The sequence below is a fragment of the Bacteroides sp. D55t1_190419_B8 genome (assembly GCF_015558905.1).
Taxonomy (GTDB): domain Bacteria; phylum Bacteroidota; class Bacteroidia; order Bacteroidales; family Bacteroidaceae; genus Bacteroides; species Bacteroides vicugnae.
Window position 1 is genome coordinate 1 of the sequence record NZ_JADMOU010000042.1, and the last position, 24,256, is coordinate 24,256.

A 24,256-nucleotide genomic window follows, 5' to 3' on the forward strand; every position below is an offset into this window, starting at 1 on the left:
ACAAATATAGATTTATTTAGCATAATGTGCTATATAATTCCTGTTAATTATTGTAAATACTATATCAAATTATGGCTAATTTATTACTTATAAGAGATTTATGCGAAATAAACAAAATCAAAATTAGGGAATTAGCTTCCCGAATCGGTAAGGATGAAAGTACTATTCAGTCTATGATAAGAGCAGGGTCAACTAATACTAAAACTCTTGAAGCCATAGCAGAGGTATTTAATGTTTCTCCCGGTATTTTCTTTGATAATCCTTCGGAAAATAATACGGGCACTAATCTTAATAAAGAAGAAGAAATTGCTTATTTAAAGAAACTTCTCGAAGAGAAAGAACGGCTAATACAAGTTTTATTAAACAAAAAATAGTTATTCAACTATATATCGATGCCGCAATATACTAAAATGTTTACCTATGATTTAGAAATAATAATATTCAACAATAAAAAATAGATAAATATTACATGTCTGCGGACATATTTCGGACAAGTCAACTTATAATAATAATGCTTAACCAGAAACATAGTTATTTGACATTCAATAAAGGAGGAAGCAAAAAATGTCATTAGAGTTCGAGCCTCTCCTCCCGTGCAGAGTTAAATAGCTGTAAACGATAAGTTTACGGCTATTTTTCGTTTCAGGTCGGACGAAATTCGGACGAAATAAATGATAGTGACGCTATCCGACAAAGATAGTGACGGTATACAACAGCGATAGCGTCACTATCCCGAACATATACCGTCACTATCATTTTCTACGATTATCCATCTGGAATTCTACGTTCATTCATATCTGCGAATCTTACGCATAGTCATATAGCGTACACTCACAATGACTCCCGCCCGATTTCCTAGTTCTTATTCGTTCTTTCCAATCCTTTGGCAGCCTCAACCAAACGGATGAATTCTCTTCTATATCCTTTATCATCATTATTTAGTCCCTGTTTGGCCAGATTAATCACTTTATCGTAACTGGCATTTCCTTTGAAGTCAGAGTCCCGAAGCAACTGTCCGAACATAGCCACTGCAGAAGCAAAGCGGAAATCGGAAGAAACATTATTGCCTTTATTATCAACGAAAGGAAGTTCCATTTTCTTGCTGACATCTTTATCCGGAGCTTTATAACGCAGTTTCACAGTCAGGAGATCATTAGAGCCTGTCGGTTTCACTGCCACTTTCTCTTTCTTCTGATATTTCAGATCATCTATTTTACCCACATATTCATTCTTTGCACCGGTAGGAATCACTTCGTAAAAAGCAGTTACCGTATGTCCCACACCCATATCTCCGGCATCTTTAGCATCATTATTAAAGTCTTCGTCTTTCAACAGACGGCTTTCGTAACCAATCAAACGATACGCCTGCACTTGGGAAGGATTAAATTCCACTTGCAGTTTGACGTCTTTCGCCACCGTATGCAATGTAGCACCGAATTCGCCTACTAAAACACGGTTAGCTTCCTGCAAGTTATCTATATAAGCATGATTACCGTTCCCTTTTTCTGCCAACACCTGAATCTTTTTATCTTTATAATTACCCATGCCATAACCTAATACGGTAAGGAACACTCCACTCTTACGTTCTTTTTCAATCAATTGTTCCAATCCTTCGGTGGAAGAAACGCCCACATTAAAATCACCGTCGGAACAAAGTATGATACGGTTGTTGCCATTAGAGATAAAATTCTTCTTGGCTATTTTATACGCCAACAGGATACCCGCACCACCTGCCGTAGAACCACCTGCCGTCAATTCATCTATCGCTTCACGAATCTTCTGTTTGTCACTACCCGGAGTGGCCTCCAGTTTCACACCGGCACTGCCTGCATAAGTCACGATAGCTACTTTATCTTTATCCCGTAAGTTGTTTACCAACAATTTGAGAGATGATTTCACCAAATCCAACCGGTTGGCTCCCCACATAGAGCCGGAGACGTCAATCAGAAACACCAAGTTAGATGCAGGCAAATTATCCGTCGGAATTTCTTTAGCTTTCAAGCCGATACGCACAAGACGGTGATCCGCATTCCAGGGACAAGTTCCGGCTTCCATCGTGATTTTCACAGGATCACTTCCTGTCGGTTTCGGATAATCATAGGAAAAATAGTTTACTAATTCTTCCGTACGGATAGCATCTACAGGAGGCAATTCACCTTTATTGATAAAACGACGCATATTACTATAAGAAGCAGCATCTACATCAATAGAGAAAGTAGAAAGCGGAGCATCCGACACACTCTTAAATCCATTCTCCTGAATCTGCCCGTATTCTTCCGCATTTACAGCATCATACATGATTCCCGGTGTCGGACATACCGCCATATAAGCAGCAGACACCGATTTAGTAGCCTTTAGCTCATGCCCGTATCCTACCACTACACATTCTTCCAATACCACATCATCCGCTTTCATCTTCACATCCAGCGTAGCCGATTTCACCACCCTTCTCTCTTGCTTATACCCGATATACTGAAACAACAACGTCTCCCCCTTCTTGGCCTGAATTGTATACTGGCCCTTCATATTCGTTATTGCCCCCTTCGAAGTACCCTTGATCTGTACCGAACAACCTACAAGCGGATTTCCATCCTTTGCATCCGTCACCGTACCCGACACAGTAATAACTTGCGCATTCATCCTACCTAAAGAAATAACCGCCATTAGCAGCACGAGCATCATCGCTCTGAATTGATTTGTTTTCATAACTTCTTATTTTAAAATGTTACTATTAGTTCGCTTTTATTATAGAGATGCACATTTCACACAGATTCCATAAATTGCCTGAACTTTTTTTATCCGGCAGAAAAAAAGGGTCATTTCAAAATTCTCACTCATTCCTTTGCAACTCTTAAGATGATGTGTATATTTGCCAATCATAAACATATTATAAATATGAAAAACGAAGTCGACGGAAGGCGGGAAATAGCCTCACGAAACACGGCCTGGGCTACTATTATTGCCCGCAAACTAACTCGTTGGGGTGTCACTCCCAATCAAATTTCCATGATGAGCGTATTCTTCGCTATGGTGGGGTGCCTTCTGTTGATCGGCACAGTCATTGATCCCGGTTTTAACAAGTATGTAGCCTACATTCTGTTCATCGTTTGCATGCAGTCGCGGTTACTCTGCAACCTGTTCGATGGGATGGTAGCTATTGAAGGAGGGAAGAAAAGTGCCAACGGGGATCTCTACAATGATATGCCCGACCGCTTTGCTGATGCTTTGTTCATCATTCCCGTCGGATATATAGCAGGCGGATTCGGTATTGAACTGGGATGGCTAGCGGCCCTTCTTGCCGTTATGACAGCTTATTTCCGCTGGATAGGAGCCTACAAAACGCACCAGCATTTCTTTAACGGTCCAATGGCCAAGCAACACCGCATGGCATTGCTCACGCTTGCCTTTGTAGTAGCCACCTGCACCATTCATGCAGGATACGACCGGATAGTATGTCTCATAGCCCTGATAATTATGAATGTCGGCCTTGTCGCAACACTGATACACCGTCTGTACCTCATGTCACACACAACAAACAATGAAATAAAATGAAAGAACTATTGGATATCATATTTCCTACGCTAAGCGATGAACTGATTATCGTCATTTCGCTCATCATCGGACTGCTTGTTACGGCAAGCCTTATTCTTTTTCTCGTAAAGAAGATCTCTCCAAAAACAAATATCAGCGAACTCTCCGCCCGCACACGTTCATGGTGGATCATGGCGGGCATGTTTATCGGCGCTGTATTTATCAGCTATAACATTTCTTACTTCTTCCTTGCCTTTCTCTCTTTCATCGCTTTCAGAGAACTGTACTCGGTGTTGGGATTCAGAGAGGCAGATCGCGGAGCATTGTTTTGGGGGATATTGGCCATTCCCATTCAATATTACCTTGCTTACCTTGCCTGGTATGGAGCATTCATCATCTTCATTCCGGTAGTTATGTTTCTCGTATTGCCCTTACGACTTGTTTTAAAGGGAGACACCCACGGAATTACCAAGTCGATGGCTCTGTTGCAATGGATTCTGATGCTTTCGGTATTCGGTATCAGCCACCTCGCTTATCTCCTGTCACTTCCCGAACTGCCGGGATTCAATGCGGGAGGACGAGGTCTGCTATTATTCCTTGTATTCCTTACGGAAATCAACGATGTCATGCAATTTATCTGGGGCAAACTTCTCGGACGGCATAAGATACTTCCGAAAGTAAGTCCAAACAAAACGTGGGAAGGATTTCTGGGCGGCGTAATCAGTACTACCGTCATTGGTTACTTCCTCGGTTTCCTGACTCCCCTCTCCGCTCCCAACGTTATCCTGGTAAGTGCTCTCGTTGCGATTGCCGGATTCTCGGGAGACGTAGTCATCTCCGCCATCAAGAGAGATAAAGGAATTAAGGACATGGGGAACAGTATTCCCGGTCATGGAGGAGTATTCGACCGGATAGATTCTCTGGCCTACACGGCTCCTGTATTTTTTCATTTAGTTTATTACATTGCATATTAAACGGAGAGAATGGAAAAAAGATTCATGCAAGCTGCTGCCATGCAGATTATATATAAAGGTGTATTCCAATGGTTTCTGAAATTGGTTGTGGGAGTTCAGTTCACCGATTGCCAGTTCCTCAAAAAGGAAAAGCAATTCATCATCCTTGCCAACCATAACAGCCATCTGGACACCCTAAGCTTGTTATCTTCCCTGCCCGGAGGACTTTTATGGAAAGTCAAACCCGTAGCAGCAGAAGATTATTTCGGGAAAACCCGCTTTCAGGCTTCCATCAGCAACTTTTTCATCAACACACTGCTAATCAGAAGAAAAGGAGAAAAAGATTCGGAGCATGATCCGATCCGTAAGATGCTTGAAGCCATCGACGCCGGATATTCGCTGATTCTTTTTCCGGAAGGAACCAGAGGAAAGCCGGAACAGATGGGAAAAATTAAATCCGGCATAGCCCGCATCCTGTCTCTGCGACCCGAAGTGAAATATATTCCCGTATTCATGACCGGTATGGGACGTTCTCTGCCCAAAGGAAAAATGATACTGTTACCATATAAAGCATCTATCTATTACGGTATGCCCGCATTGGTAAAGAGTACGGATACACATGAAATATTAGACCAGATTACAGGTGATTTTGAAGTAATGAAAGAAAAATATCAAGTCATTATTGACGAAGAAGAGGAATAGATGTTGTTTTTCAAAAGAAAAATATCAAAACTATCGGACGAGGAATTACTAATACATTATACGAAGTCCGGCGATACGGAATATTTCGGTGAATTATATAACCGATATATCCCGTTACTATACGGACTTTGCCTGAAATATCTGCATGATGAAGACCGGGCACAGGAGGCGGTCATGCAGTTGTTTGAAGATTTATTGCCTAAACTGGGAAATTATGAGATAAAAGTGTTCAAGCCATGGCTCTACCGAGTGGCAAAGAATCATTGCCTGCAACTTTTACGAAAGGAAAATAAAGAAATTACGTTAGATTATACCGTTAATGTTATGGAATCCGACGAATTTCTGCATCTATTAAGTGAGGAGGAAAGTTCAGAGGAACAACTAAAGGCATTACATCACTGTCTCGAAAAGTTGCCCGAAGAACAACGGACCAGCATTACGCGTTTCTTTTTAGAGGAAATGTCGTATGCCGACATTGTGGAACAGACCGGATTTACTCTGAACAATGTGAAAAGCTATATCCAAAACGGAAAGCGAAACTTAAAAATTTGTATTAAGAAACAAGCCCTATGAAACTATTGGACTACATACGAGGACTCCGCAAAGGAAAAGAGGCACACCGGCTGGAAAAAGAGTCGATGCAAGACCCTTTCCTGGCCGATGCTATGGATGGATACAACCAAGTGGAGGGAAATCACGAACAACGGATCGAGAAACTGCGGATGCAGGTTTCTGCTCATTCGGCAAAGAAAAAGAACACTTATGCTATCACCTGGAGCATCGCTGCATGTCTGGTTATCGGATTCGGTATCAGCAGTTATTTCCTGTTCCTGAAAAAGAGCATGACAGATGAAGTGTTTATCGCTGAAGAGTCTGTTCCTGCAAAGTTGCCTGAAGCTGCAACACCGGCAACTCCTACAAATCCGGCGACTCCGGCAGCTCCTGTAACCCCGCGAAAGGAAATCGCGCTGGCTGCCACAAAGGTCAAAACGGATTCTACCCCTATTTCCGGAATTGCTGTGAAACAAGCGGATAAAAAGGATATGATTGCCAAAAACCAAACTGCTCCTACCGCTAAAAGTGCATCCGCAGTAATAGAACCGATGATGGAGGAAGCCTTGGAGCAGACTGCTGAATTGCAAGAGGTAGCAGCAACAATGGATACTTCCGAGTCCGCTTCCGACAAGAAAATGAGAATGGCTAAAGTGGTGACTCCCCCCAACAGTAACATTATTCAGGGAAAAGTGACCGATGAAAAAGGAGAACCGATCATCGGGGCCAGTGTGGCATATAAAGGGACAAATATCGGAACCATTACGAATATGAACGGAGAGTTTTCGCTGGTTAAAAAGGAAGGTAAAAAACAGTTGACAGCGCAGTTCATCGGATATGATCCGGTAGAAATTCCGGTAGATACCAGCCAGACAATGCTCATTGCCATGAACGAAAACAAACAAACGCTTAACGAAGTGGTGGTAGTGGGATACGGAACAAATAAAAATAAGAAGTCGACAACTGTCGTGACGGCTAAGGAGCAGGCAGACAAAGATATTACTCCGCAACCCGTGATTGGTAAACGCAAATATCAGAAGTACCTGAAGGAGAATCTGGTTCGTCCGACGGATGAAAAATGCGCACAAGTGAAAGGGAAAGTGGTATTAACTTTCCTGGTTAACAAGGAAGGGCGTCCCTTCTACATCAAAGTAAAAGAGAGCCTCTGCGAATCTTCCGACAAGGAAGCCATCCGCCTGATTCAGGAAGGTCCGGACTGGATTTATGGCAATAAATCAGTGGAAATAACCGTCAAATTCGAATAGGACAAAAATTTGTGAATGTAAAAGATTAAATCAATTCATAACTGGCCATCTGTATCGGCATATCCAGATTGTGAAGTACTTTCTCCAACAGAATCCCCTCCCGATTGTCATATTCATACCCGAAAGTGGCACGGATTCCTTGCAGGATAAATTGAGTGGCACGGTCTAATGCCATCGGCAAGCTGTCTCCCTGCATCAAAGAGCCGGTTATGACACTTGTAAAAGTATCTCCCGTACCGGGATAATGTGCAGGCAGATAAGGACAGGTCACTTTCCAGTAGCGGTTTCCCTGACGGTTATAAGCGTAGACAGACGTTTTATGGGGTTCATCATGCACGGGGACACTGGTTATGATAACCACTTGCGGACCTTTATCGGACAAAAGGCGAAGATATTCTTTCAGCTCTTCATCCGTGTTGTCTGCTTTATAGGGTTCATCCAATAAATAAAATAATTCCGTCAGATTGGGAGTAATCACATCTGCTTTGGTTATCAGGTGGCGCATTTCTTTCACCATCTTCCTATCAAAGTTAGTGTACAACCGGCCGTTATCTCCCAACACCGGATCGGCAACTATCAGGCTATCCGGCTGGCGAAAGTCCTTGATAAAATCAGAAACAATCTGAATCTGTTTCGGAGAGCCCAGATATCCGGTGTAGATAGCATCAAACTTCACCTCCAGTTTCTTCCACTGGGCAATAATCTTCGGCATTTCGTCCGTCAGGTCGAGGAAGGAAAAACCGGGATATTGCGTATGGTTGGATAATACAGCCGTAGGAAGCGGACAAACCTGAAAGCCCATGGATGAAAGAATAGGAATAACGACAGTGAGAGACACGCGTCCCATTCCCGAAAGGTCATGAACGGCGGCTATTTTCTTTACTTTATTGGCATACATATCATTTAAATTTAAACATTTGACTACTCTTCTATGAACGAACCGGAACAGAGGCTCTATTTACAATAAACAGAAGTTCTGTTTATACCGAACAGAGGCTCTACTTCCTACCAATAGAGCCTCTGTTTTGAAACACTAGATTAATATCACTAATACATCCCGTGCCCCATGTGCTCCCATCACCAATGCCTGCTCAATGTCGGCAGTCTTTGAAGGACCGGAGATGAATGTTCCGAATTGATATTCCTGTCCATCCAGCTCCCGATAAGCATCATACATGGTATCCACTATTTTATTCCGGTCGAGCAGGATAACCAGCTTTTCCGAGATAAAATAAATAGCTTTATATTTCACCGTCTGCGGTATCCAAATGGCTCCGTTCTCGGCAACTCCTATTTCTCCTTTCACCACGGCTACATCGGTGCCATCCAACTCCTTCGGATCATCCAGATTGTCGGGATTAAATGTCGCGCAGGAAATATCCGGTAAGACGGAAGCAATGCGCATAGCATCCGGATAAGTCCGACGTATGACCGCATTCACATCTTCTCCTTCGCCCAATACCACTGCTGTGCCACCCACCGCACGACTGATTGCACAAAATTGTTCTATCTTATCAGGATACGACAATCGTTTCATATCCGCAATATCCGGTTTATCATAACGAGTTTGCGTATTCTTGCGAATACTGGCTAATATCTCTTCTCTGCTGCTCATTTGGATTCCTCCTTTCCCTGTACTTTGTTTTTCTTCCACATTTCATTGAACGACTCTTTGGCAAATTCCGGCAGTTCACGCCCTTTTCCCCAATCGTCGAGATCGTTGTATTTCATAAAACGGGGCAGACCGTTTACTACCGGAGCCGCCCACAAAGCAGCATTGAACAATGCCGGACGTTCCATCAGGAACTTCATGCCGCCGGACATGATCTTCTTTCCTGTATTGGCTTTTCCCAGTCCGTCCAAATCCTGACGCCACTTGTAAATCTGTTCGGCCAAATCAACTTTCACCGGACAAACATCAGAGCAGGACATACACAGGGAGCAGGCAGAAAGATTATCATAATATTTCTCCGGATCATGAGCCATGCCCAGATTGATACCGATAGGTCCGGGAATGAAATAGGTATAAGAGTATCCCCCACTCCGGCGATATACCGGACAGGTATTCATACACGCACCACAACGGATGCAATTCAGTGTCTTGATATGATCGGGCTTGGAAAGCAATGTACTCCGGCCGTTATCTACGATGATGATATGGTATTCACCGCCTTCGCGGGGACGGCGGTAATGGGAAGTGTAGGTGGTCACCGGTTGTCCGGTAGCCGAACGGGCAAGCAATCGGGTGAATACGCCCAGTGCATCCAAATCCGGAACAATCTTTTCCATACCGAAAGCGGCGATGTTCAGCTTCGGGTAGGAAGTACCCATATCGGCGTTTCCCTCATTTGTGCAGACTACGATGTCGCCGGTTGAAGCTACGGCAAAGTTGGCCCCTGTCATAGCGGCTTCGGCATTCAGGAAGAGAGGTCGCAGGTTCTTACGTGCCGCATGAGTCAGGTAGGTAGGGTCGAAGTTTCCTTCCTCGGTTCCCATCTCCTTTTCGAAAAGTTCGCCTACCTGCTCCCGCTTGATGTGGATGGCAGGCAGTACGATGTGACTCGGTTCGAGATGCATCAGTTGCAGGATGCGTTCGCCCAAATCGGACTCTACGACATCAATGCCCCGCTCCATCAGGAAAGGATTCAGTCCGCACTCTTCGGCAAGCATGGATTTACTCTTGATGAAATGATGCACATTATGTTCATTCAATATCTCATAGACAATGGCGCAGTATTCATCGGCATCTTTTGCCCAATGCACAATGGCACCGTTGGCGGTAGCGTTCTTCTCGAACTCCAGCAGAAGTTCTTCGAGGTGGCTGTTGGAATAAAGTTTCAGTTCGCAAGCCTTGTTGCGCAACTCTTCCCATTCGGGAACTTCCTTGCTCATCTTATCCCTTTTGGCACGGACCATCCAAAGGGTCTCATTATGCCATGCTGCCATCTTGCTGTCCTGCAAGAACTTCTCGGCAGCCTTTGAATGTTTTGTACTCATGATTGCGACGCTAGAATTTCTACAATATGGATAATCTGAATAGGCAGATGCTCCCGTTTGATAACACCTTGCATGTGCATCAGGCAGGAACTGTCCGCTCCGACAATATATTCGGCTCCGGTGGCCATGTGGTCTTTCACCTTATCACGCCCCATGCAGACGGAGACTGCCTGCTCTTCCACGGCAAACATTCCGCCAAAGCCGCAGCACTCGTCAATATGGCTGGGTTCGAAAACTTCGATTCCTTCAACCAGATCGAGCAAATCACGCAATTTATTGTAATAAGGAATATTCAGTTCGGAGGGAGCCGAAATTAACAATTCACGCACCCCATGACAACTATTGTGAATACTAACCTTATGGGGAAAGCGTGCAGGAATCTTGGAAGGCTTCAGTACATCATGAATAAAATCACAAATGTCATAAATCTTTCCCGCGCTCTGACAAGCGTGTCCTTCTTTCTCTAAGATGCCCGGATGATTCTCTTTCACAAAGGCCACACAACTGGCGGAAGGACCGACTATGTAATCATACTTCCGGAACAAATCGTCAAAACGGAGTGCCAATTTCATCGATTCGTCTTCAAAACCGGCATTTGCCATCGGTTGTCCGCAACAGGTCTGATCCAACGGATAATCGACGTCTACTCCCAAACTTTTCAATAACTTATACGATGCCACTCCCACATTGGGATAAATAGCATTGATATAACAAGGAATAAACAAACCTACTTTCATAACTATATTATGTAATAATTTAAGCTTCCTCCGTATCACCCGTTTATTTTGTTCAACGGATGTCGATTAATTTGTGTGTTTGCAGGCTGAGTCTCCATTTGGGATGTCGCATTACACAGTCCACTGTCAAAGCAGTGTTATTACAAGAACAAGGCTGGAGGAAAAAATGTTCGGCAGGAAGTAGTTCAAAAATACTTATATCTTGTCCTTCATAGACAACTTTCACTTCGTCCATCCGGTCGATTGCCAGTTTTGCCCCTTGTTTGGGTGAGCAGGTCACCCAGTCGATAGATGCCGGTAAGGGGTGTGTACCGTTGGTTTCGATGGTCACATATTTACCGGCCTGATGCAAAAGGTCGATCAATTGGTCGTCTATCCATAAGGAAGGTTCGCCACCTGTGAGGACAACGGTAACGGCTGGATATTTTTTCACTTCGGTGATAATTTCTTCATCGGTCATCATGGTTCCTTCTTCGTGTTGTGTGTCGCAAAAGTCACATTTCAGGTTGCAGCCGGAGAAACGCACGAAGATGGCCGGAGTTCCGGTGTGGTAACCTTCGCCCTGCAAACTGTAAAAGATTTCATTAATCTTTCTCATCGTCATACTTGTTTAATTTGCTACTCTTGTCCTTCTGCGCTGGCGGAATCTTTCTCATAGATGACTATGTTTCCTTCCGATTCCTGCACCTCTACCTTATAGCATTGGGGAATCTGTTTGCACACCCACCGGGCGATATTCTCTGCTGTGGGATTGAACGGAAGTACTTCATTCAGATTTTGATGGTCGAGTTTTTCCATGACCACTTCTTTGATACGGGTGAAATCTACCACCATTCCTTCGGAGTTGAGCCGCATAGAACGGCAATAGACGGTGATAATCCAGTTGTGACCGTGTAAACTGGCGCATTTACTGCGATACGGGAGTACCAGCTTATGAGAAGCCGAGATCTCCATGCGTTTGATTACTGTAAACATGGGTGTATGTATTTTAATAGTTACACGCATCTAATGTCACCTCGATGCAACGACAAAGGTAATATAAAATAGAGTTTTCATTCAGCAAAGAGTGTTATTTTTTCCCTTTTTTTGCACTATCTTTGCCGCATGAAAACTCTGTATATTGTTTTAGGTAGTATCTCCCTTGCACTCGGCATTCTCGGCATCTTTCTGCCGTTACTGCCTACTACCCCTTTTCTGTTACTCACCGCTGCCCTTTATTTCAAAGGGTCTCCCCGACTATATAACTGGCTGCTCAATCATCGGCACTTCGGTCCTTATATCCGCAATTACCGCGAAAATAAGGCGATCCCTCTCCGAGCCAAAGTAATCTCGCTCGTGCTGATGTGGGGAACTATGCTTTACTGCATTTTCTTCTTGATTCCTTTGATATGGGTAAAGATTCTCCTGGGACTGATTGCCGCAGGAGTCACTTATCATATTCTTTCTTTCAAGACATTGAAGTAATGTGATAGTCCCTGTCGGGCATCGGCAAGTTTATCTTCCCAATGTTTCACGGAGTTCTGACCAATAATGTCAGTCACATATTTCACGGAAATAAACGGAATTTCTTTTGAACGGCAGACAAATGCCTGTGCATAGGCTTCCATGTCTACGACATCTCCGCTAACATGGGTCAACTCGGTGAGGAAGCCATCTCCCGTATTACAGATTCCTTCTTCCGTCCAGTGCTTGCAATAACCTTTTTCTTCGAGCAAGGCCGATGAATCAATCTCACACTCCAATCCGAACTCTTTCATTTTCTGCATATCACGGTCTACGAACTTACGGCAGACAAAGATATCTCCTACCTGATGGTTGACTGTTCCGGCACTTCCGATATTGAGTACTAAATCCGGTTGTACCTGGCGGATTGCTTCTGCCAGATGAAAAGCTGATTTTACTTTTCCAATACCTGTACGAATGTAATAAGATTCTACATCCGGCCATTTAATCTCTACAAATTCGCCTTGGACAGCGTAGGTTACTAATATTTTCAACATGGATTTCTTTATATCATAAAATTATTATTCAATGAGATATGCAAGCAACTCCAGCTCACTCCAATTTTCTGTGATGAACATAGCATTGACTATTTTTGCAAAAATAACTATTAAATTGGAGTTATTCATAAAAATGCGATTAAAAGAGGTATGCTAAGCCGCAAATTATGCGGTTAATAAACGGAATTAAACCGCATCTTATAAAAAACACTATACATAGATTCATAAAACTATATCGTAGACCTAATAAAAATTACATTAAAAGCTTTCGAGGCTTACACATTATATCTATCTTTGCAACAAAATAATTTTAATGCTTTACCAACAGAGCAACAAAACAAACATAATTTTAATATGAAATCATTAAATTTACTCTCCGTACTAGTTTTAACATTGTTCATAAATGGTTGTAGTGACAAGAATGATATAGAAGATAAAATTATACAACAAACAATTGATGCAATAAAAATTACCGAAGAAGAAGTAACTTTAAATATTGGTGATAGTCACACGCTCACCATAAAACATTCTCCAGAAAACTTGCCCGTTCCTGAATATATTTGGACATCCTCCAATAAAGACGTTGCCACAATTAATGCCCATGGAGAAATTAAAGCACTGTCTATCGGTGTTACTATTATTACTGCTAAAGCCAAAGATTTCGGTCCTCTCTCCACCTGTCAGATAAATGTTATTCCGATTGAAGCTACATCTATCAAATTATCAGAAAACACAGTTAAATTAATTGCTGGAGAAACCCATCAGTTATCTGCTGTTATCGAACCGGACAACGCAACATACAAAGATATAATATGGACATCGTCAGATGACAAAATTGCAACAGTATATAATGGAAACATTACTGCAATTAAAGAAGGGAATGCAACCATCACAGCACAACTAAAGGAATCAAAAGCAAAAGCTAGTTGTGAACTTACTATTACTCGCAAAATCATTAAAGCCAGTTATCACATAGAAATACCCGGAAGTCTAGAAAGTATCTTAGAAACAAATAAAACATCCATCACAGATTTAACACTCACCGGAAATCTTGATGCTAGAGATTTAATGACTTTAAAAGAAATGGGGCAACTTATTATCTTAGATATGAATGACACCAAGATACATGAGTTTAAAACCAATAATTTAACCTTCAACCCTGATGAATTACTTGAACGCAACTTTGAGAATTCAAAATTAGAAGAAGTAAAACTACCTAAGGAACTAACAGTCATACCGGCATATACCTTTTTATCATGTCGTAACTTGAAAGAAGTGTCCCTGCCTTCTACAGTAAAAATTATAAAGAGGCTTGCTTTTAATGGAGCTATAAATCTTAATACTATAAAACTCCCAGAAGGGCTAACCAGAATCGATTTTTTCGCATTCGGTTCTACATTCATGAAAGGGAAACTAACTATACCTACTACAGTAACTTTTACCGAACAAGGTGTATTCCAATATACTAGTTTTGATGAAGTTGAGCTATCTCCAAACTTGTCTACTATCAGTGTACAATTTTTGAATTATAGTAGAAAAGTAAAAAAAATAATAATACCGGAAGGACCTACTGAAATTGAAGCAAATGCTTTCGGAAATTGCGAATCCTTAGAATATGTGGAAATTCCCAACAGTGTTAGTGAAATCAAATCGTCAGCTTTTAATGCTTGTCCCATAGTAGAAATACATGTAAAAAGAATCACTCCCCCGAGGATACAGAATCAAAGTACCCTAGAAATAAAAGACAAGTCCATTTGTAAAATATATGTTCCCAAAGGATCTATTACAGCATATAGATTATCACCCTTTTGGAGTGACTTTAAGAATTTTATCGAAGAATAATCAGCTACCCGGAACAGATGCTTCACGGTAGCATAAGCAGCTTTTTGAGCGACAGCTTTCCGTGATTCATCTAACCTTTCCGGGCATAATGTTTCCCCACCAGGCTTCGTTTAAAGATTACTTTTTACTATCCGGCAGCGGATTAATAGCTCCTCTTTGTGTACAAGTATATGCCGAGACATCTACCGCTTTGCGGTGTGATTCAGCAACGGACGCCCCTCTAAGTATGTTCACAACAAAGGTAGCAGTAAACGAGTCGCCTGCCCCTACAGTATCGGCTACCTCGACTTTAGGTGTATTGATGGATGACACTTCCCCACTAGCATCGTATATACCACTACGTACTGCCCCCTGTGTGAATATGACATATTTGAGCGAAAAACGAATAATGAGTTCTGCGATAGCTTCCACAAAATCAGTTGAAAGGGAAAGAAGAGAAATCAATAACGGCAATTCGTCTTCATTCAATTTGAGGACATTTGCCTTTTGCAAGGACTCCACAATCAAGTCTGTCGAGTAAAAATGTTGCCTGATATTAATATCAAATACCTTCAACGATGTGTCTGGCACAGCATCTATAAGCCTCAAGATTGCAGCACGTGACTTTTCACTTCGCTGCGCTAAAGATCCCCAACAAACAACATCTGCATCGCTAACAAGTTTCATTGTCGCAGGACTACACTCAATTGCATCCCAAGCAACATTCTCAACAATATCATATTGCGGTACACCGGCCTCATTCAACGAGACAAGCACTTTACCCGTCGGCAAAATATTACAAGAAATATATCCTAAATCAAGTCCGGTCTCTTTAAGCACTGCAAACGTTTCATCGCCAAGTTCGTCGTCACCTATTGCCGTAACGGGATATGATTTTGCTCCCAATTCCTTTGCAAAAAAACAGAAATTGATAGGTGCTCCGCCAAGTCTCTTACCTTCCGGGAAGCAATCCCAAACAACTTCTCCTATACCTATTATTTTCATGGTTTTATAGTTTAATAATTATTTTCATGGATGTTGCACTATTCTCGTCTATAAATTTGTATGCCTCGTCATACTGTTCAAACGGAAAATGATTCGAAATAAGCGGTTCGAGACGGATAGCTCCTGAACTTACCTGATCGATAGCCGTAAGATAATCTTCATGGCGATACATCATCGTTCCGTTCACTTTCAATTCGTGCTCTCCCAAATAGAACATGTTAAGCGACGGATCCTTGCCAAATACCGCCACTACAACAATGGTACTCCCTTTTTCGATACACTCCATAAGCGAACGAATACTCGACTCAACTCCGGCAACCTCAAACGCAGCTTGAAAATCTTCATCCCCAAAAAGATTCTTAGCTCCTTCTTTGAGTGATGTCTTAGCTACATTGAGCGTATCTATTATGCCACATTTATGAGCTATTTCAAGTCTGAAATCACTTACATCGGTAATCAAAACCCGTTTGGCTCCTCTTGCCTTAGCGAACTGCGCCACGAGGTTACCGATCGTTCCGGCACCCGATACAACCACATTCTTACCTTTCAAGTCCCCGCCACGCATGGTTGCATGCGCAGCCACTGCCACTGGTTCTATCATAGCCCCATAATCAAGTGACATACCTTTAGGCAACACTGCAATCCTGTCATCATCAACCACAAAAAAGTCTTGCGCAGCTCCATTTGCCTGAAAGGCTTGCACTCTTAGCTCTTCACAAATATTATACTCTCCCCGCTGACAAGGCTTGCACTTCCCACATGCGAGTTGCGGACGTGCGGTGACAACGTCACCCACCTTGCAGATCGTAACCGCTGTCCCCGTAGCGACTACCACTGCCGAATATTCATGCCCCTGAACTACCGGATAGAAAGTTGCCGGATGACATCCGTGATAAGAATGTATCTCACTGCCACAAATACCTATTCTTTTAATATTCAGAAGCACCTGATGTTCTTTCAGGTCCGATGCCTTAGGCGCCTCAACCTCACGAAATTCAATATGTTTTGGTTCTACTAATACCGCTTGTCTCATTTTATACCATATTTACTTAAAATTTCTATTACCAGAGTCTCTATTGACTTCGCCCAAAGTGCATATCCATAACTACTTGGATGAGTTCCATCGACCGATGTTTCATGCGCATCGGAAGCATTAGGTGTAATCAGATAAACGTCTTTATATTTCGGGGTCGTGAGGATTTTTGTAAATAACTCCTCTACAGTTGCCGCCTTAGCCCGTTCTTTCGCATCAAGAACTGTATCGAATGAACGTCGTTCGCGATAGATAGTACGCTGAAATATCAACGGAGTAGCCGGATGTGCCGCTATAAGCCGATCAATAAATGGTATCAAACGTTCTCTTATCAGTTCTGCATCAGGATTTGAAAATGTATCGAATATAAAGGCATCAGCCTTGACTTCGGCAAGAACATCGAGCATATAAGGCTGCATCAGGCAACGTCCGCTTGTTGCAAGCGACACGACTTGAAGACCTGTATTACGCATAAATTGCATGGGATAACTCATACCGGATCGATCCGTGCTCACTCCTTGCGTAAATGAAGAGCCATATACCGCTATCCTGTGACGAAAATCGGACTTCAACGGTTCGATAACAGCATCGTCATCTATCCCTATTTTACAAGAAATGACCTCCGAATACATCGGCATATACATCATACATTCGTGCATCGTACCATCCATATTCTCAATGAGCGTGAATGTCTCGGTTTTCTCACCTTTGTACGCTTTCAATGAACCGCTTGCCGCATACTGCCATTTACCGTTTGCATTTTTGATATAAAGATCATATCCTTTATAAGAGATCGGCATGGTTGAATGGCTCGAATATACATATCCCCACTTTGTTGTAATCTGTATATTACGTGTGTTCGTTTTAAACAACACAGCCATACCGGCAGAACAACGGAGTTGTCGGTTCTCCGTCCTGTTAAAACCTTTATAAACCAATGTATCGACTCTATGATACGGATTGAGAGTCGATTCAAACGGCTTACCTATCAGGTTAAGCGTTGATGCCTCCATCTGTTTCTGTGCCGAAACCGACAATACGCACGAAAATGACAGAACAACTGTTATGAAAAACCTCCTCATAGCCTTGTTTTTTTAGTTGTTTTACTGTAATAAGACCTTCAGTCCTTCCGCTACCTGCATGGCATAAAACTGCTCATACTTTTCCATAAACACAGGATATTTGTCCAGTCTCAATGATACAAAAGGTGATATCTTCAAGAACTCGGCCGGCGATCCTCTGGAAATCAACTTCTTGTCCGCCGGGGTGATGTGAGGTTCTGAGATAGCTATATTTTCACCGGACTCGGTGCGCGCCCCTATCAGATATTTGCAATAAACAGCTATCAGGAAAGCCTCTATCGAAATATCCTTTCCATCCTGCAACATCTGTTTGAGTATGGGTACCACATAAACTGCAAACTTAGCGATACCATCGCCGCAAAGCCGTGACACCTGATCGCTTATCGCCTTGTTTGAAAATCGTTTGATAAGCTGGTCTTTATACGCTTCAAGGTCAACATTCTCGGGAGCCGGAACATAAGGAGTAACGTCCCTGTCCATAAACAACTTTATCATTGCACGATACCGCTCGTCTGCCAACACGGTATCGACCTTTCTGAATCCTTCCATATAGGCAGGATAAGAAAGAAGAGTATGTGACGCATTGAGAAGACTTAATTTCATTATTTCATACGGAGTCACATCATTGGTGAATGTAACCCCCACTTTCTCCCATGCAGGACGACCTGCTATGAAATTATCTTCAATCACCCATTGTATAAAATCTTCACAATACACATCGGTGACTTTACCTGGTTTTGTTACAGGAGTGATTCTATCCACCATCGAATTCGGAAACGTCACCTTCTTTTTCGCCCACGCTGCCACTTCGGGATATTTCGCTTCGAAGTATGACATAAACGCGCCTTTGGCAGTGTTGCCGTTCATCTGCATATTGTCACACGAAAGAATAGTTATCGGCAGATCTTTCGCCATCCGACGTTTAAGTCCTTCGGCTACATACCAAAACACACTACGCGGCTTTTCAAAATCGACTTTATATCCCCCTTCGGTTATGGTGAGAGAGATTATTTTTATCTCCTCCGATGCTATTTTAGCTATGATAGGCTCACTATCTATTTCCCCCCATGCAAGTTCTACAAGCGAACCAATCAACATACTATCCCGTTCGCCGGAAGGACTGCATGTCGTTAACTGATATATGCCATCGTCTTTTTTAAGGGCATTGAACAATGTCCCGTCCGTAGGCATGATCATGGCTCCGAACACACCCCATCCCCTTTGTGTCGGATCTTCAAGTAAAAGATTTGTGTAAGCTTCAAGATGTGCACGATGGAAGTTTCCAACGCCGAAATGTACTATTCCAGCCTTAATTTCAGCACGATTATAATTAAAAGTCTTCATACGATAATTTCAATGTTTCGGCAAGTGATCTTTCAACCTTGTCGCAATGTTCTATATAGAATTTATAAACCTCATTCCATTTGTAATAAGATGCTTCAACCGCTTCAAACGGCAACCGGAGGTCTTTTTCATTCAGCATAAACTTAACTAAAACATCCGGATTGTCTTCCGATTGATAAAATATTATCTGGAGGTTTGCACCCATTGGAATATCCCAGTACTTCCAACTCTGCAATGCTTCTTTGGAATTATTTGCCTCACGCGCCCACGTCCCGGTTTGCAGATTTGTCAAGATACCCATAAGAACGCCATCATGTCCGAAGTTGAGATTGATACCATGACGCTTGCGAACCAGATCTTCGGCAGATTCGTCTAACAAATGGCGTAACGTGCGAGATGCAAGTCCCCAACTACGCCCGTGAGAAACCGGTTCAGGACCTTTCTGCGCAAAATATTTATAGTTTTCAATTTCCGCCCAAGCCAATATTTCTTCTTCTGTAAAAATGTCCCATATAGGCACTTGACGGTCGAGGCATTGCATAAGCGACGCCATTAACCAAAAACGGTGGATTAGGTCATACTTGTCATACTCGCTTTTTATTTGTGCTATGTCTATAAACAGTCTTGCAAAAAAAGCATCCACATCCATTTTTTCATCTATGTACGAACGATATTTTTTATACCAACTATTTTCTTTACCAAGTATATACTTATCAAGTGGACTTCTGTCGGGACATACGCTGCCATAAGGATTCAGTGTGGTAAGAAACGAACGGGAGTTGTCAATCTCCGCCCATTCAAGCCCGGGGCGCAGCGACAAAATCCCCGCATTTACAGATTGCATGGTAGCCGCCACCCGAAGCACATTCGTTGAGTTAGTCTTCAAATAGGGATGACCTTCAAATACTTCCGGATAGTTTTGTACCATCCTCCGGCCTATCTCCCTTGTCTGACGATAACCGATTTGTGTCAAATCGCCTTCTTTGTAAAACACATTCTTCTTGAACGGTTCAAGACGTTCGTACAAGGCTTTCCCAAAATCGGTAAGGTTATTTGCGGCATAAGCTTTCTCCAATACACCGTATATGGCAGAATAAGTCACCGCATCGTCTATCTGACGCGCTCCGTGACGGAAATAGCCGTTTATATAGAAAGGCGTATATCCTTTGGGCGCCGGCGTAACCGGATGTGAAAGATCGGTCACATAATACACGCCGCCCGCACGTTCCGGATCCCTGCGTATCTCGTCGAGAGGATTTTCGGTCACCGGCTTTTCTTTCGGAAGAGAGAGTTTGAATATGCAAGGAAGATCAGACGTCTTTTTCACATTCGTATTGGTATTGACATACATAACTCCGTCTTTGACCACAATATCTTCCGGTTCGTAAATAACCTGCTCCTGCACATTGTATCGTGCAGTAATTGTCCGCCTATCAGTATCGTACACCCGAATACAGGAAGGACGGTTGTCATCCTGTTTCCCGACTCCGAAGCAATAATAGATTTTACCATCATGCATGCAGCCCGCTTGTGTGAACCATACATCATAAGGGAACACCACCTGATCGAGAATGTCATTTTCGTCGAGCCGCACCTTTGCGCCCTCACTCAACGACGGTATACGGAATTTGGTGGCGACATACTGATTTTCCCATGCATGCTTTGTCACCTTCGCCACAGTACGTTTACGCGCCGAGAATATCCATATAAAGCCCCGCTCCCGATCGACCAGCCAGCTTGGTGCACCAAAGATGGAGACATACCCTTTCTCCGCCCACTTCGAGCCATCGAGTTCAATTGTCTGTACGATTTCGCTGCTAAAACGTTTTCCACGACGGGTGATGCTCTCCACAAAGCACAACCATTCCAACTCGCTTCCTACCTTCCCGTTTGTGATATACAAGAGAGGAAACGATGCTCCGCGTTTTGTCTCGACGCCAAAGCATACATTATTTACATGGTTGTCCGGATGGGAGGACGCCAACTCAAAGCCTGCCACAGGTTTCGGATCGGCACTTTTGAAATCATAGATATTCACGTGTCCTCCATCCTCGCACGAGAATATGTAATCATCCCATATTTCAAGTCCTTGCTGTGCTCGACCCCGTCCTTCCTTTGCTAGGAAGACTGAGCATTCCACCTCCTTCTCCGACTCTACATACAACTGAGCGATAAGGGGAATAGAGATCAATAAGCACACGACAGACAAATATATTTTCTTCATAAGTATGCTCTATAAATTTAAAGTATGATTATGTTCTACGTTAATCAAACAGCTCTACGCCTAACGACTCAAGCCGTCTTTGCAACTCTCCTACATCGAGAGCCCGCGGAGTACAATGCTGCGAGGCACTCATGGCAGCGGCAATGCCAACAGCCTCTCCCATCGCCATGCAAATACTCATGACACGGTATGAAGCGTGAGCTCTGTGAGTACCCGATATGCACCGTCCCGCCACAAGAAGCCCTTCCAAGCCCAACGGAAGAAAACAACGATACGGCAAATCGTATGGTTTGCAATATTGTATGGTCGGTTCCGCCTGTCCGGCTCCATCAGGATTATGTATATCGACAATGAACAATGCTTTATGTACTACCACATCGGCAAAACGACAACCTTCCGCCATCTCATCGGCATCGATCACATAGTCGCCCATCACCCTGCGGCTTTCGCGCACTCCGGTTGTTGTACCACTCCCGATCACTCTACAGTTTTCGTAACCCGGCAAATTTTCTTTCAAGAATTGAGTCAGGAGACGTATCTGTTGCCTAAGTTCAAGATCGGCAGCGAAAATAGAGCTTACCGAAGTTATATCCACCCTATTGACTTGTGTCGTATTTACCTGACGGCAACCCGTTCTGACTGACGGATGCAAACGCACGGCAGCAAGCATCCGGGGAAGTTTGCCCTCATCGGCTTTCTTTTTACACCAATCAAGAAAACACTCGCCATTCAGTTGAACATTGTCTACATCTCCAATACAGATAATTCCTTTCGATTCATCTATGCCGTCAATGGTGTATTCAAGGGTTACAGGCTGCATGAGTCCGTCAGCACGTCCTTTTTCTATTTTTGCACCGGCAAGAAAAGATACTATAGCATCACCGGTACAGTCAATCGTAACCGCGGCCTCAAAACAGAGCGTCCCCTCGTTACTTGCACACTTAATGCCTTTTACCACCTTTTCGTCACGAATAACATCCGACACACAACATTGCAAAAAGACATCGACGTTCTTTTCCCTGGCGACAAATTCTGCCAATGTAAGTTTTGCCTCTTCGAAATCGTGAGCATTTCCATGCTCGCCAATCCAGTCATTGTCTTCGACTCCAAGAATAGCACAAACCTCATCGCGCATCGTGTTCTTGCTTACACTACCGAGAATAGGGCCGACATACCCGGCGGTCAGGTTACCTCCGATGACTCCGTATCTTTCGATAAGAGCAACACGTGCTCCTTGCCGGGCGGCGGCTACAGCCGCACATATCCCGGCAGGACCTGCACCTGCTACTATTACATCATAATATTTTGTATTCATTATCTGCTTGTATATGGACCGGAAATAGCCTTAACAGTCATTGCCCCGTCAGAATCTGTGATTGTCACAACTCTATATTTGTTTCCCCCGTCGGTCACACGAACTACAATATGTCCATCATATCCCTTTACTCTCGCAGCCTCTTCCGCCGTAACCCGGTCGTCTACTCCGCTGGGGCGATCGCCCTGCCAAAAGTTAGTGATAAACATGTCACACGCAGGGAGTGTTGTCTCCATCGAATTCAGTATATCGGTACGGGGATGACAATCTACCCACGAATTGACAACAATCGTTTGTGGATTGAGTGCTTTCAGAGCATCCGCCTGATTGGTGTTGGTTACACCGTGATGGTTAGCTTTCAATAGTTCCACTTGACCTACTGCTTTTGCACAGGGCAGTTCGGCATCTTTCCACGCATGACTCGAACGTCCGTTATACTGAAGGTCACCACCGGCAAAGAAATCAAAGTTGCCATACGAAACTTTCATCACACAACTGGTTATATTCTCCGGCGGACAATTGTCACTGGAGGTAATGTTCTTACTGTTTTCGTATGAAATCTCCGAGAGTTCAGGGAATGTCTTTTTTGTGGTAGTGCCCGAACCTGTCCAGATCTCTCCATTCACTGCCACGTTTTGCACCTTTGCAGTAGGATACTTTGCAGGATTATACTTCTGAACGATCTGATTATTCGCCCCTGCTTTGAATATCGCAGCATCGAACTTTTGATTAGCGACATGCCATTTCACTGCATTGATATAGTTATTACAACTTGGAGCATTGTCTGCCATTGTCGCCATGTCGAACGGATAATTATAATCGGGATAGCCACGATCGAGAAGCGTACCAATCTTGAAATTATCGAAAATCTCAGCAAAACCTATCAACGAATAAGTGCTGGAGTTGGAAGATTTCGGCAAGGAGGAAGTATAACCGCCGAAGTGGTCATTATGGAAGTGGGTAAGTACAGCATAATCAATCGTACTGTTACCTGTCCATACCATACACTTACGAATGTAATCAGTTATAATCTGTGAACCACGGGTAGAAGTCAGAGTCGGATCCCAACGACTACGGATACCTGTGTTGGTCGTATTACTATTAGAGTTGGTCGTAACACTCGAACTTGCGGCATCAATAAGCATTTGCGTACCATCCGGGAATATTACAAACATGCTTTCACCGGTAGTCGTATTGATGAAATGAATATCCATCATACCCTCTTGCCAGGCAGGAATCGTTTTACCTACCTCTATTTCAGTGGCAGCATCTTCCCCACCTCCATCCGGACGAATCAAAAATGAGTGAGACTCATTGGAGCTGCATCCTACAATCGCAAGGATGAACAGACTAAGTATAAATATTAACCTTTGCATGCTATATGAAGATTTAAAAACATCTCTCCGCCTTCAATGCTGACGGCAAGACGAATATAATTACCAAAATTTGAATTTACCTTTATAATATGTTGGCCAAGTCCTTTGAAGATTGCAGAATCACTACCGTCGTCAGCCCAATGTATACCGTCTTGCGATAGTTGTACACGACCTTCAAATACAGGATCTCCTTCTATTTTCTCAACCATAACAAAGAATATAGCCTCATCTGCCCAACCAGCCTCGTAAGGATGAGTGAAGAAAGTGCCTTTAAAAAACTTCTTTACCTCAAGGTGGGAATCATTAAACATTTTCATAT

General features: G+C 43.2%; 24 protein-coding genes. 8 read left to right on the forward strand and 16 right to left on the reverse strand.

All coding sequences use genetic code 11. The annotated features are described in order from the left end of the window. Nucleotides 1-71 precede the first annotated feature (71 nt). Nucleotides 72-374, forward strand: a complete 303-nt coding sequence (locus I2I13_RS22525) for a helix-turn-helix domain-containing protein (protein WP_007478434.1) — start codon at nt 72-74, stop codon at nt 372-374. Between the two features lie 481 nt (nt 375-855). Here the strand turns inward: I2I13_RS22525 and I2I13_RS22530 are convergent, their stop codons facing one another. Continuing rightward, a complete protein-coding gene (locus I2I13_RS22530; protein ID WP_195650566.1) occupies nt 856-2,706 on the reverse strand; it encodes a VWA domain-containing protein in 1,851 nt (616 codons plus the stop codon). Nucleotides 2,707-2,895: 189 nt separating this feature from the next. Between I2I13_RS22530 and I2I13_RS22535 the strand changes: the two genes are divergently transcribed. Genes I2I13_RS22535 through I2I13_RS22555 form a run of 5 tightly spaced genes read left to right on the forward strand, consistent with a single transcriptional unit; the run spans nt 2,896 to nt 7,003 of the window. Continuing rightward, nucleotides 2,896-3,552, forward strand: a complete 657-nt coding sequence (locus I2I13_RS22535; RefSeq protein WP_195650567.1) for a CDP-alcohol phosphatidyltransferase family protein — start codon at nt 2,896-2,898, stop codon at nt 3,550-3,552. After that, a complete protein-coding gene (locus I2I13_RS22540; protein ID WP_004301949.1) occupies nt 3,549-4,505 on the forward strand; it encodes a phosphatidate cytidylyltransferase in 957 nt (318 codons plus the stop codon). The genes I2I13_RS22535 and I2I13_RS22540 overlap by 4 nt, the downstream gene beginning before the upstream one ends. Before the next feature lie 24 nt (nt 4,506-4,529). After that, nucleotides 4,530-5,186, forward strand: coding sequence for a lysophospholipid acyltransferase family protein (locus tag I2I13_RS22545; protein ID WP_195650590.1), 657 nt, complete (start codon nt 4,530-4,532; stop codon nt 5,184-5,186). Continuing rightward, the gene (locus tag I2I13_RS22550; RefSeq protein WP_004301947.1) at nt 5,187-5,759 is read left to right on the forward strand and encodes an RNA polymerase sigma factor; all 573 of its coding nucleotides are present in this window, start codon (nt 5,187-5,189) and stop codon (nt 5,757-5,759) included. It abuts the gene before it with no gap. Then, nucleotides 5,756-7,003 carry a carboxypeptidase-like regulatory domain-containing protein gene (locus I2I13_RS22555; protein ID WP_195650568.1) on the forward strand — a complete coding sequence of 416 codons (1,248 nt, stop codon included), beginning with the start codon at nt 5,756-5,758 and terminating at the stop codon, nt 7,001-7,003. Before I2I13_RS22550 ends, I2I13_RS22555 begins: the two co-directional genes overlap by 4 nt. Nucleotides 7,004-7,028: 25 nt before the next feature. On the opposite strand, the gene I2I13_RS22560 is transcribed toward I2I13_RS22555, so the two are convergent. The 6 genes from I2I13_RS22560 to I2I13_RS22585 form a co-directional block, all read right to left on the reverse strand. Beyond that, nucleotides 7,029-7,901 (reverse strand): pyridoxamine kinase, encoded by an 873-nt coding sequence (locus I2I13_RS22560; protein WP_148364460.1) that lies wholly within the window; start codon nt 7,899-7,901, stop codon nt 7,029-7,031. Nucleotides 7,902-8,036: 135 nt separating this feature from the next. Continuing rightward, nucleotides 8,037-8,618 carry an LUD domain-containing protein gene (locus tag I2I13_RS22565; protein WP_195650569.1) on the reverse strand — a complete coding sequence of 194 codons (582 nt, stop codon included), beginning with the start codon at nt 8,616-8,618 and terminating at the stop codon, nt 8,037-8,039. Further along, nucleotides 8,615-10,000, reverse strand: coding sequence for a lactate utilization protein B (locus I2I13_RS22570; protein WP_195650570.1), 1,386 nt, complete (start codon nt 9,998-10,000; stop codon nt 8,615-8,617). Before I2I13_RS22570 ends, I2I13_RS22565 begins: the two co-directional genes overlap by 4 nt. Next, the gene (locus I2I13_RS22575) at nt 9,997-10,737 is read right to left on the reverse strand and encodes a (Fe-S)-binding protein (RefSeq protein ID WP_148364457.1); all 741 of its coding nucleotides are present in this window, start codon (nt 10,735-10,737) and stop codon (nt 9,997-9,999) included. The genes I2I13_RS22570 and I2I13_RS22575 overlap by 4 nt, the downstream gene beginning before the upstream one ends. A 52-nt stretch (nt 10,738-10,789) precedes the next feature. Continuing rightward, on the reverse strand, nt 10,790-11,335 hold the full coding sequence (locus I2I13_RS22580; RefSeq protein ID WP_117936630.1) for a radical SAM protein: 546 nt from the start codon (nt 11,333-11,335) through the stop codon (nt 10,790-10,792). 20 nt (nt 11,336-11,355) lie between these two features. Continuing rightward, the gene (locus tag I2I13_RS22585) at nt 11,356-11,712 is read right to left on the reverse strand and encodes a 6-carboxytetrahydropterin synthase (RefSeq protein ID WP_117936628.1); all 357 of its coding nucleotides are present in this window, start codon (nt 11,710-11,712) and stop codon (nt 11,356-11,358) included. 129 nt (nt 11,713-11,841) lie between these two features. Between I2I13_RS22585 and I2I13_RS22590 the strand changes: the two genes are divergently transcribed. Beyond that, complete coding sequence (locus I2I13_RS22590; protein WP_004301938.1) at nt 11,842-12,201, forward strand: YbaN family protein; 360 nt, start codon at nt 11,842-11,844, stop codon at nt 12,199-12,201. Here I2I13_RS22590 and I2I13_RS22595 read toward each other — a convergent pair. After that, entirely contained in the window at nt 12,171-12,737 is a 567-nt protein-coding gene (locus I2I13_RS22595) for a nucleosidase (RefSeq protein ID WP_195650571.1), read from the reverse strand. The genes I2I13_RS22590 and I2I13_RS22595 overlap by 31 nt on opposite strands. Nucleotides 12,738-13,091: 354 nt before the next feature. Between I2I13_RS22595 and I2I13_RS22600 the strand changes: the two genes are divergently transcribed. Continuing rightward, a complete protein-coding gene (locus I2I13_RS22600) occupies nt 13,092-14,579 on the forward strand; it encodes a leucine-rich repeat protein (protein ID WP_195650572.1) in 1,488 nt (495 codons plus the stop codon). A gap of 117 nt (nt 14,580-14,696) precedes the next feature. On the opposite strand, the gene I2I13_RS22605 is transcribed toward I2I13_RS22600, so the two are convergent. The 8 genes from I2I13_RS22605 to I2I13_RS22640 are packed head-to-tail and all read right to left on the reverse strand — an operon-like array spanning nt 14,697 to nt 24,254. Next, nucleotides 14,697-15,563, reverse strand: coding sequence for a carbohydrate kinase (locus I2I13_RS22605; protein WP_195650573.1), 867 nt, complete (start codon nt 15,561-15,563; stop codon nt 14,697-14,699). 4 nt (nt 15,564-15,567) lie between these two features. Then, nucleotides 15,568-16,596 (reverse strand): zinc-binding dehydrogenase, encoded by a 1,029-nt coding sequence (locus tag I2I13_RS22610; RefSeq protein WP_195650574.1) that lies wholly within the window; start codon nt 16,594-16,596, stop codon nt 15,568-15,570. Beyond that, on the reverse strand, nt 16,593-17,678 hold the full coding sequence (locus tag I2I13_RS22615) for an SGNH/GDSL hydrolase family protein (RefSeq protein ID WP_195650575.1): 1,086 nt from the start codon (nt 17,676-17,678) through the stop codon (nt 16,593-16,595). The genes I2I13_RS22610 and I2I13_RS22615 overlap by 4 nt, the downstream gene beginning before the upstream one ends. Before the next feature lie 21 nt (nt 17,679-17,699). Continuing rightward, nucleotides 17,700-19,022, reverse strand: coding sequence for a mannitol dehydrogenase family protein (locus tag I2I13_RS22620; RefSeq protein WP_195650576.1), 1,323 nt, complete (start codon nt 19,020-19,022; stop codon nt 17,700-17,702). Then, the gene (locus tag I2I13_RS22625) at nt 19,009-21,246 is read right to left on the reverse strand and encodes a histidine phosphatase family protein (protein WP_195650577.1); all 2,238 of its coding nucleotides are present in this window, start codon (nt 21,244-21,246) and stop codon (nt 19,009-19,011) included. The genes I2I13_RS22620 and I2I13_RS22625 overlap by 14 nt, the downstream gene beginning before the upstream one ends. Before the next feature lie 40 nt (nt 21,247-21,286). Beyond that, nucleotides 21,287-22,561, reverse strand: coding sequence for an FAD-dependent oxidoreductase (locus I2I13_RS22630; RefSeq protein ID WP_195650578.1), 1,275 nt, complete (start codon nt 22,559-22,561; stop codon nt 21,287-21,289). Continuing rightward, the gene (locus tag I2I13_RS22635; protein ID WP_195650579.1) at nt 22,561-23,937 is read right to left on the reverse strand and encodes a ComEC/Rec2 family competence protein; all 1,377 of its coding nucleotides are present in this window, start codon (nt 23,935-23,937) and stop codon (nt 22,561-22,563) included. Before I2I13_RS22635 ends, I2I13_RS22630 begins: the two co-directional genes overlap by 1 nt. Then, nucleotides 23,925-24,254, reverse strand: coding sequence for a hypothetical protein (locus I2I13_RS22640; protein WP_195650580.1), 330 nt, complete (start codon nt 24,252-24,254; stop codon nt 23,925-23,927). Before I2I13_RS22640 ends, I2I13_RS22635 begins: the two co-directional genes overlap by 13 nt. Nucleotides 24,255-24,256 lie beyond the last annotated feature (2 nt).

Bases quoted from the DNA above. Each gene is read 5' to 3' on its own strand.
- I2I13_RS22525 (WP_007478434.1), top strand. From the start codon at position 72: ATGGCTAATTTATTACTTATAAGAGATTTATGCGAAATAAACAAAATC.
- I2I13_RS22530 (WP_195650566.1), bottom strand. From the start codon at position 2,706: ATGAAAACAAATCAATTCAGAGCGATGATGCTCGTGCTGCTAATGGCG.
- I2I13_RS22535 (WP_195650567.1), top strand. From the start codon at position 2,896: ATGAAAAACGAAGTCGACGGAAGGCGGGAAATAGCCTCACGAAACACG.
- I2I13_RS22540 (WP_004301949.1), top strand. From the start codon at position 3,549: ATGAAAGAACTATTGGATATCATATTTCCTACGCTAAGCGATGAACTG.
- I2I13_RS22545 (WP_195650590.1), top strand. From the start codon at position 4,530: ATGCAAGCTGCTGCCATGCAGATTATATATAAAGGTGTATTCCAATGG.
- I2I13_RS22550 (WP_004301947.1), top strand. From the start codon at position 5,187: ATGTTGTTTTTCAAAAGAAAAATATCAAAACTATCGGACGAGGAATTA.
- I2I13_RS22555 (WP_195650568.1), top strand. From the start codon at position 5,756: ATGAAACTATTGGACTACATACGAGGACTCCGCAAAGGAAAAGAGGCA.
- I2I13_RS22560 (WP_148364460.1), bottom strand. From the start codon at position 7,901: ATGTATGCCAATAAAGTAAAGAAAATAGCCGCCGTTCATGACCTTTCG.
- I2I13_RS22565 (WP_195650569.1), bottom strand. From the start codon at position 8,618: ATGAGCAGCAGAGAAGAGATATTAGCCAGTATTCGCAAGAATACGCAA.
- I2I13_RS22570 (WP_195650570.1), bottom strand. From the start codon at position 10,000: ATGAGTACAAAACATTCAAAGGCTGCCGAGAAGTTCTTGCAGGACAGC.
- I2I13_RS22575 (WP_148364457.1), bottom strand. From the start codon at position 10,737: ATGAAAGTAGGTTTGTTTATTCCTTGTTATATCAATGCTATTTATCCC.
- I2I13_RS22580 (WP_117936630.1), bottom strand. From the start codon at position 11,335: ATGAGAAAGATTAATGAAATCTTTTACAGTTTGCAGGGCGAAGGTTAC.
- I2I13_RS22585 (WP_117936628.1), bottom strand. From the start codon at position 11,712: ATGTTTACAGTAATCAAACGCATGGAGATCTCGGCTTCTCATAAGCTG.
- I2I13_RS22590 (WP_004301938.1), top strand. From the start codon at position 11,842: ATGAAAACTCTGTATATTGTTTTAGGTAGTATCTCCCTTGCACTCGGC.
- I2I13_RS22595 (WP_195650571.1), bottom strand. From the start codon at position 12,737: ATGTTGAAAATATTAGTAACCTACGCTGTCCAAGGCGAATTTGTAGAG.
- I2I13_RS22600 (WP_195650572.1), top strand. From the start codon at position 13,092: ATGAAATCATTAAATTTACTCTCCGTACTAGTTTTAACATTGTTCATA.
- I2I13_RS22605 (WP_195650573.1), bottom strand. From the start codon at position 15,563: ATGAAAATAATAGGTATAGGAGAAGTTGTTTGGGATTGCTTCCCGGAA.
- I2I13_RS22610 (WP_195650574.1), bottom strand. From the start codon at position 16,596: ATGAGACAAGCGGTATTAGTAGAACCAAAACATATTGAATTTCGTGAG.
- I2I13_RS22615 (WP_195650575.1), bottom strand. From the start codon at position 17,678: ATGAGGAGGTTTTTCATAACAGTTGTTCTGTCATTTTCGTGCGTATTG.
- I2I13_RS22620 (WP_195650576.1), bottom strand. From the start codon at position 19,022: ATGAAGACTTTTAATTATAATCGTGCTGAAATTAAGGCTGGAATAGTA.
- I2I13_RS22625 (WP_195650577.1), bottom strand. From the start codon at position 21,246: ATGAAGAAAATATATTTGTCTGTCGTGTGCTTATTGATCTCTATTCCC.
- I2I13_RS22630 (WP_195650578.1), bottom strand. From the start codon at position 22,561: ATGAATACAAAATATTATGATGTAATAGTAGCAGGTGCAGGTCCTGCC.
- I2I13_RS22635 (WP_195650579.1), bottom strand. From the start codon at position 23,937: ATGCAAAGGTTAATATTTATACTTAGTCTGTTCATCCTTGCGATTGTA.
- I2I13_RS22640 (WP_195650580.1), bottom strand. From the start codon at position 24,254: ATGAAAATGTTTAATGATTCCCACCTTGAGGTAAAGAAGTTTTTTAAA.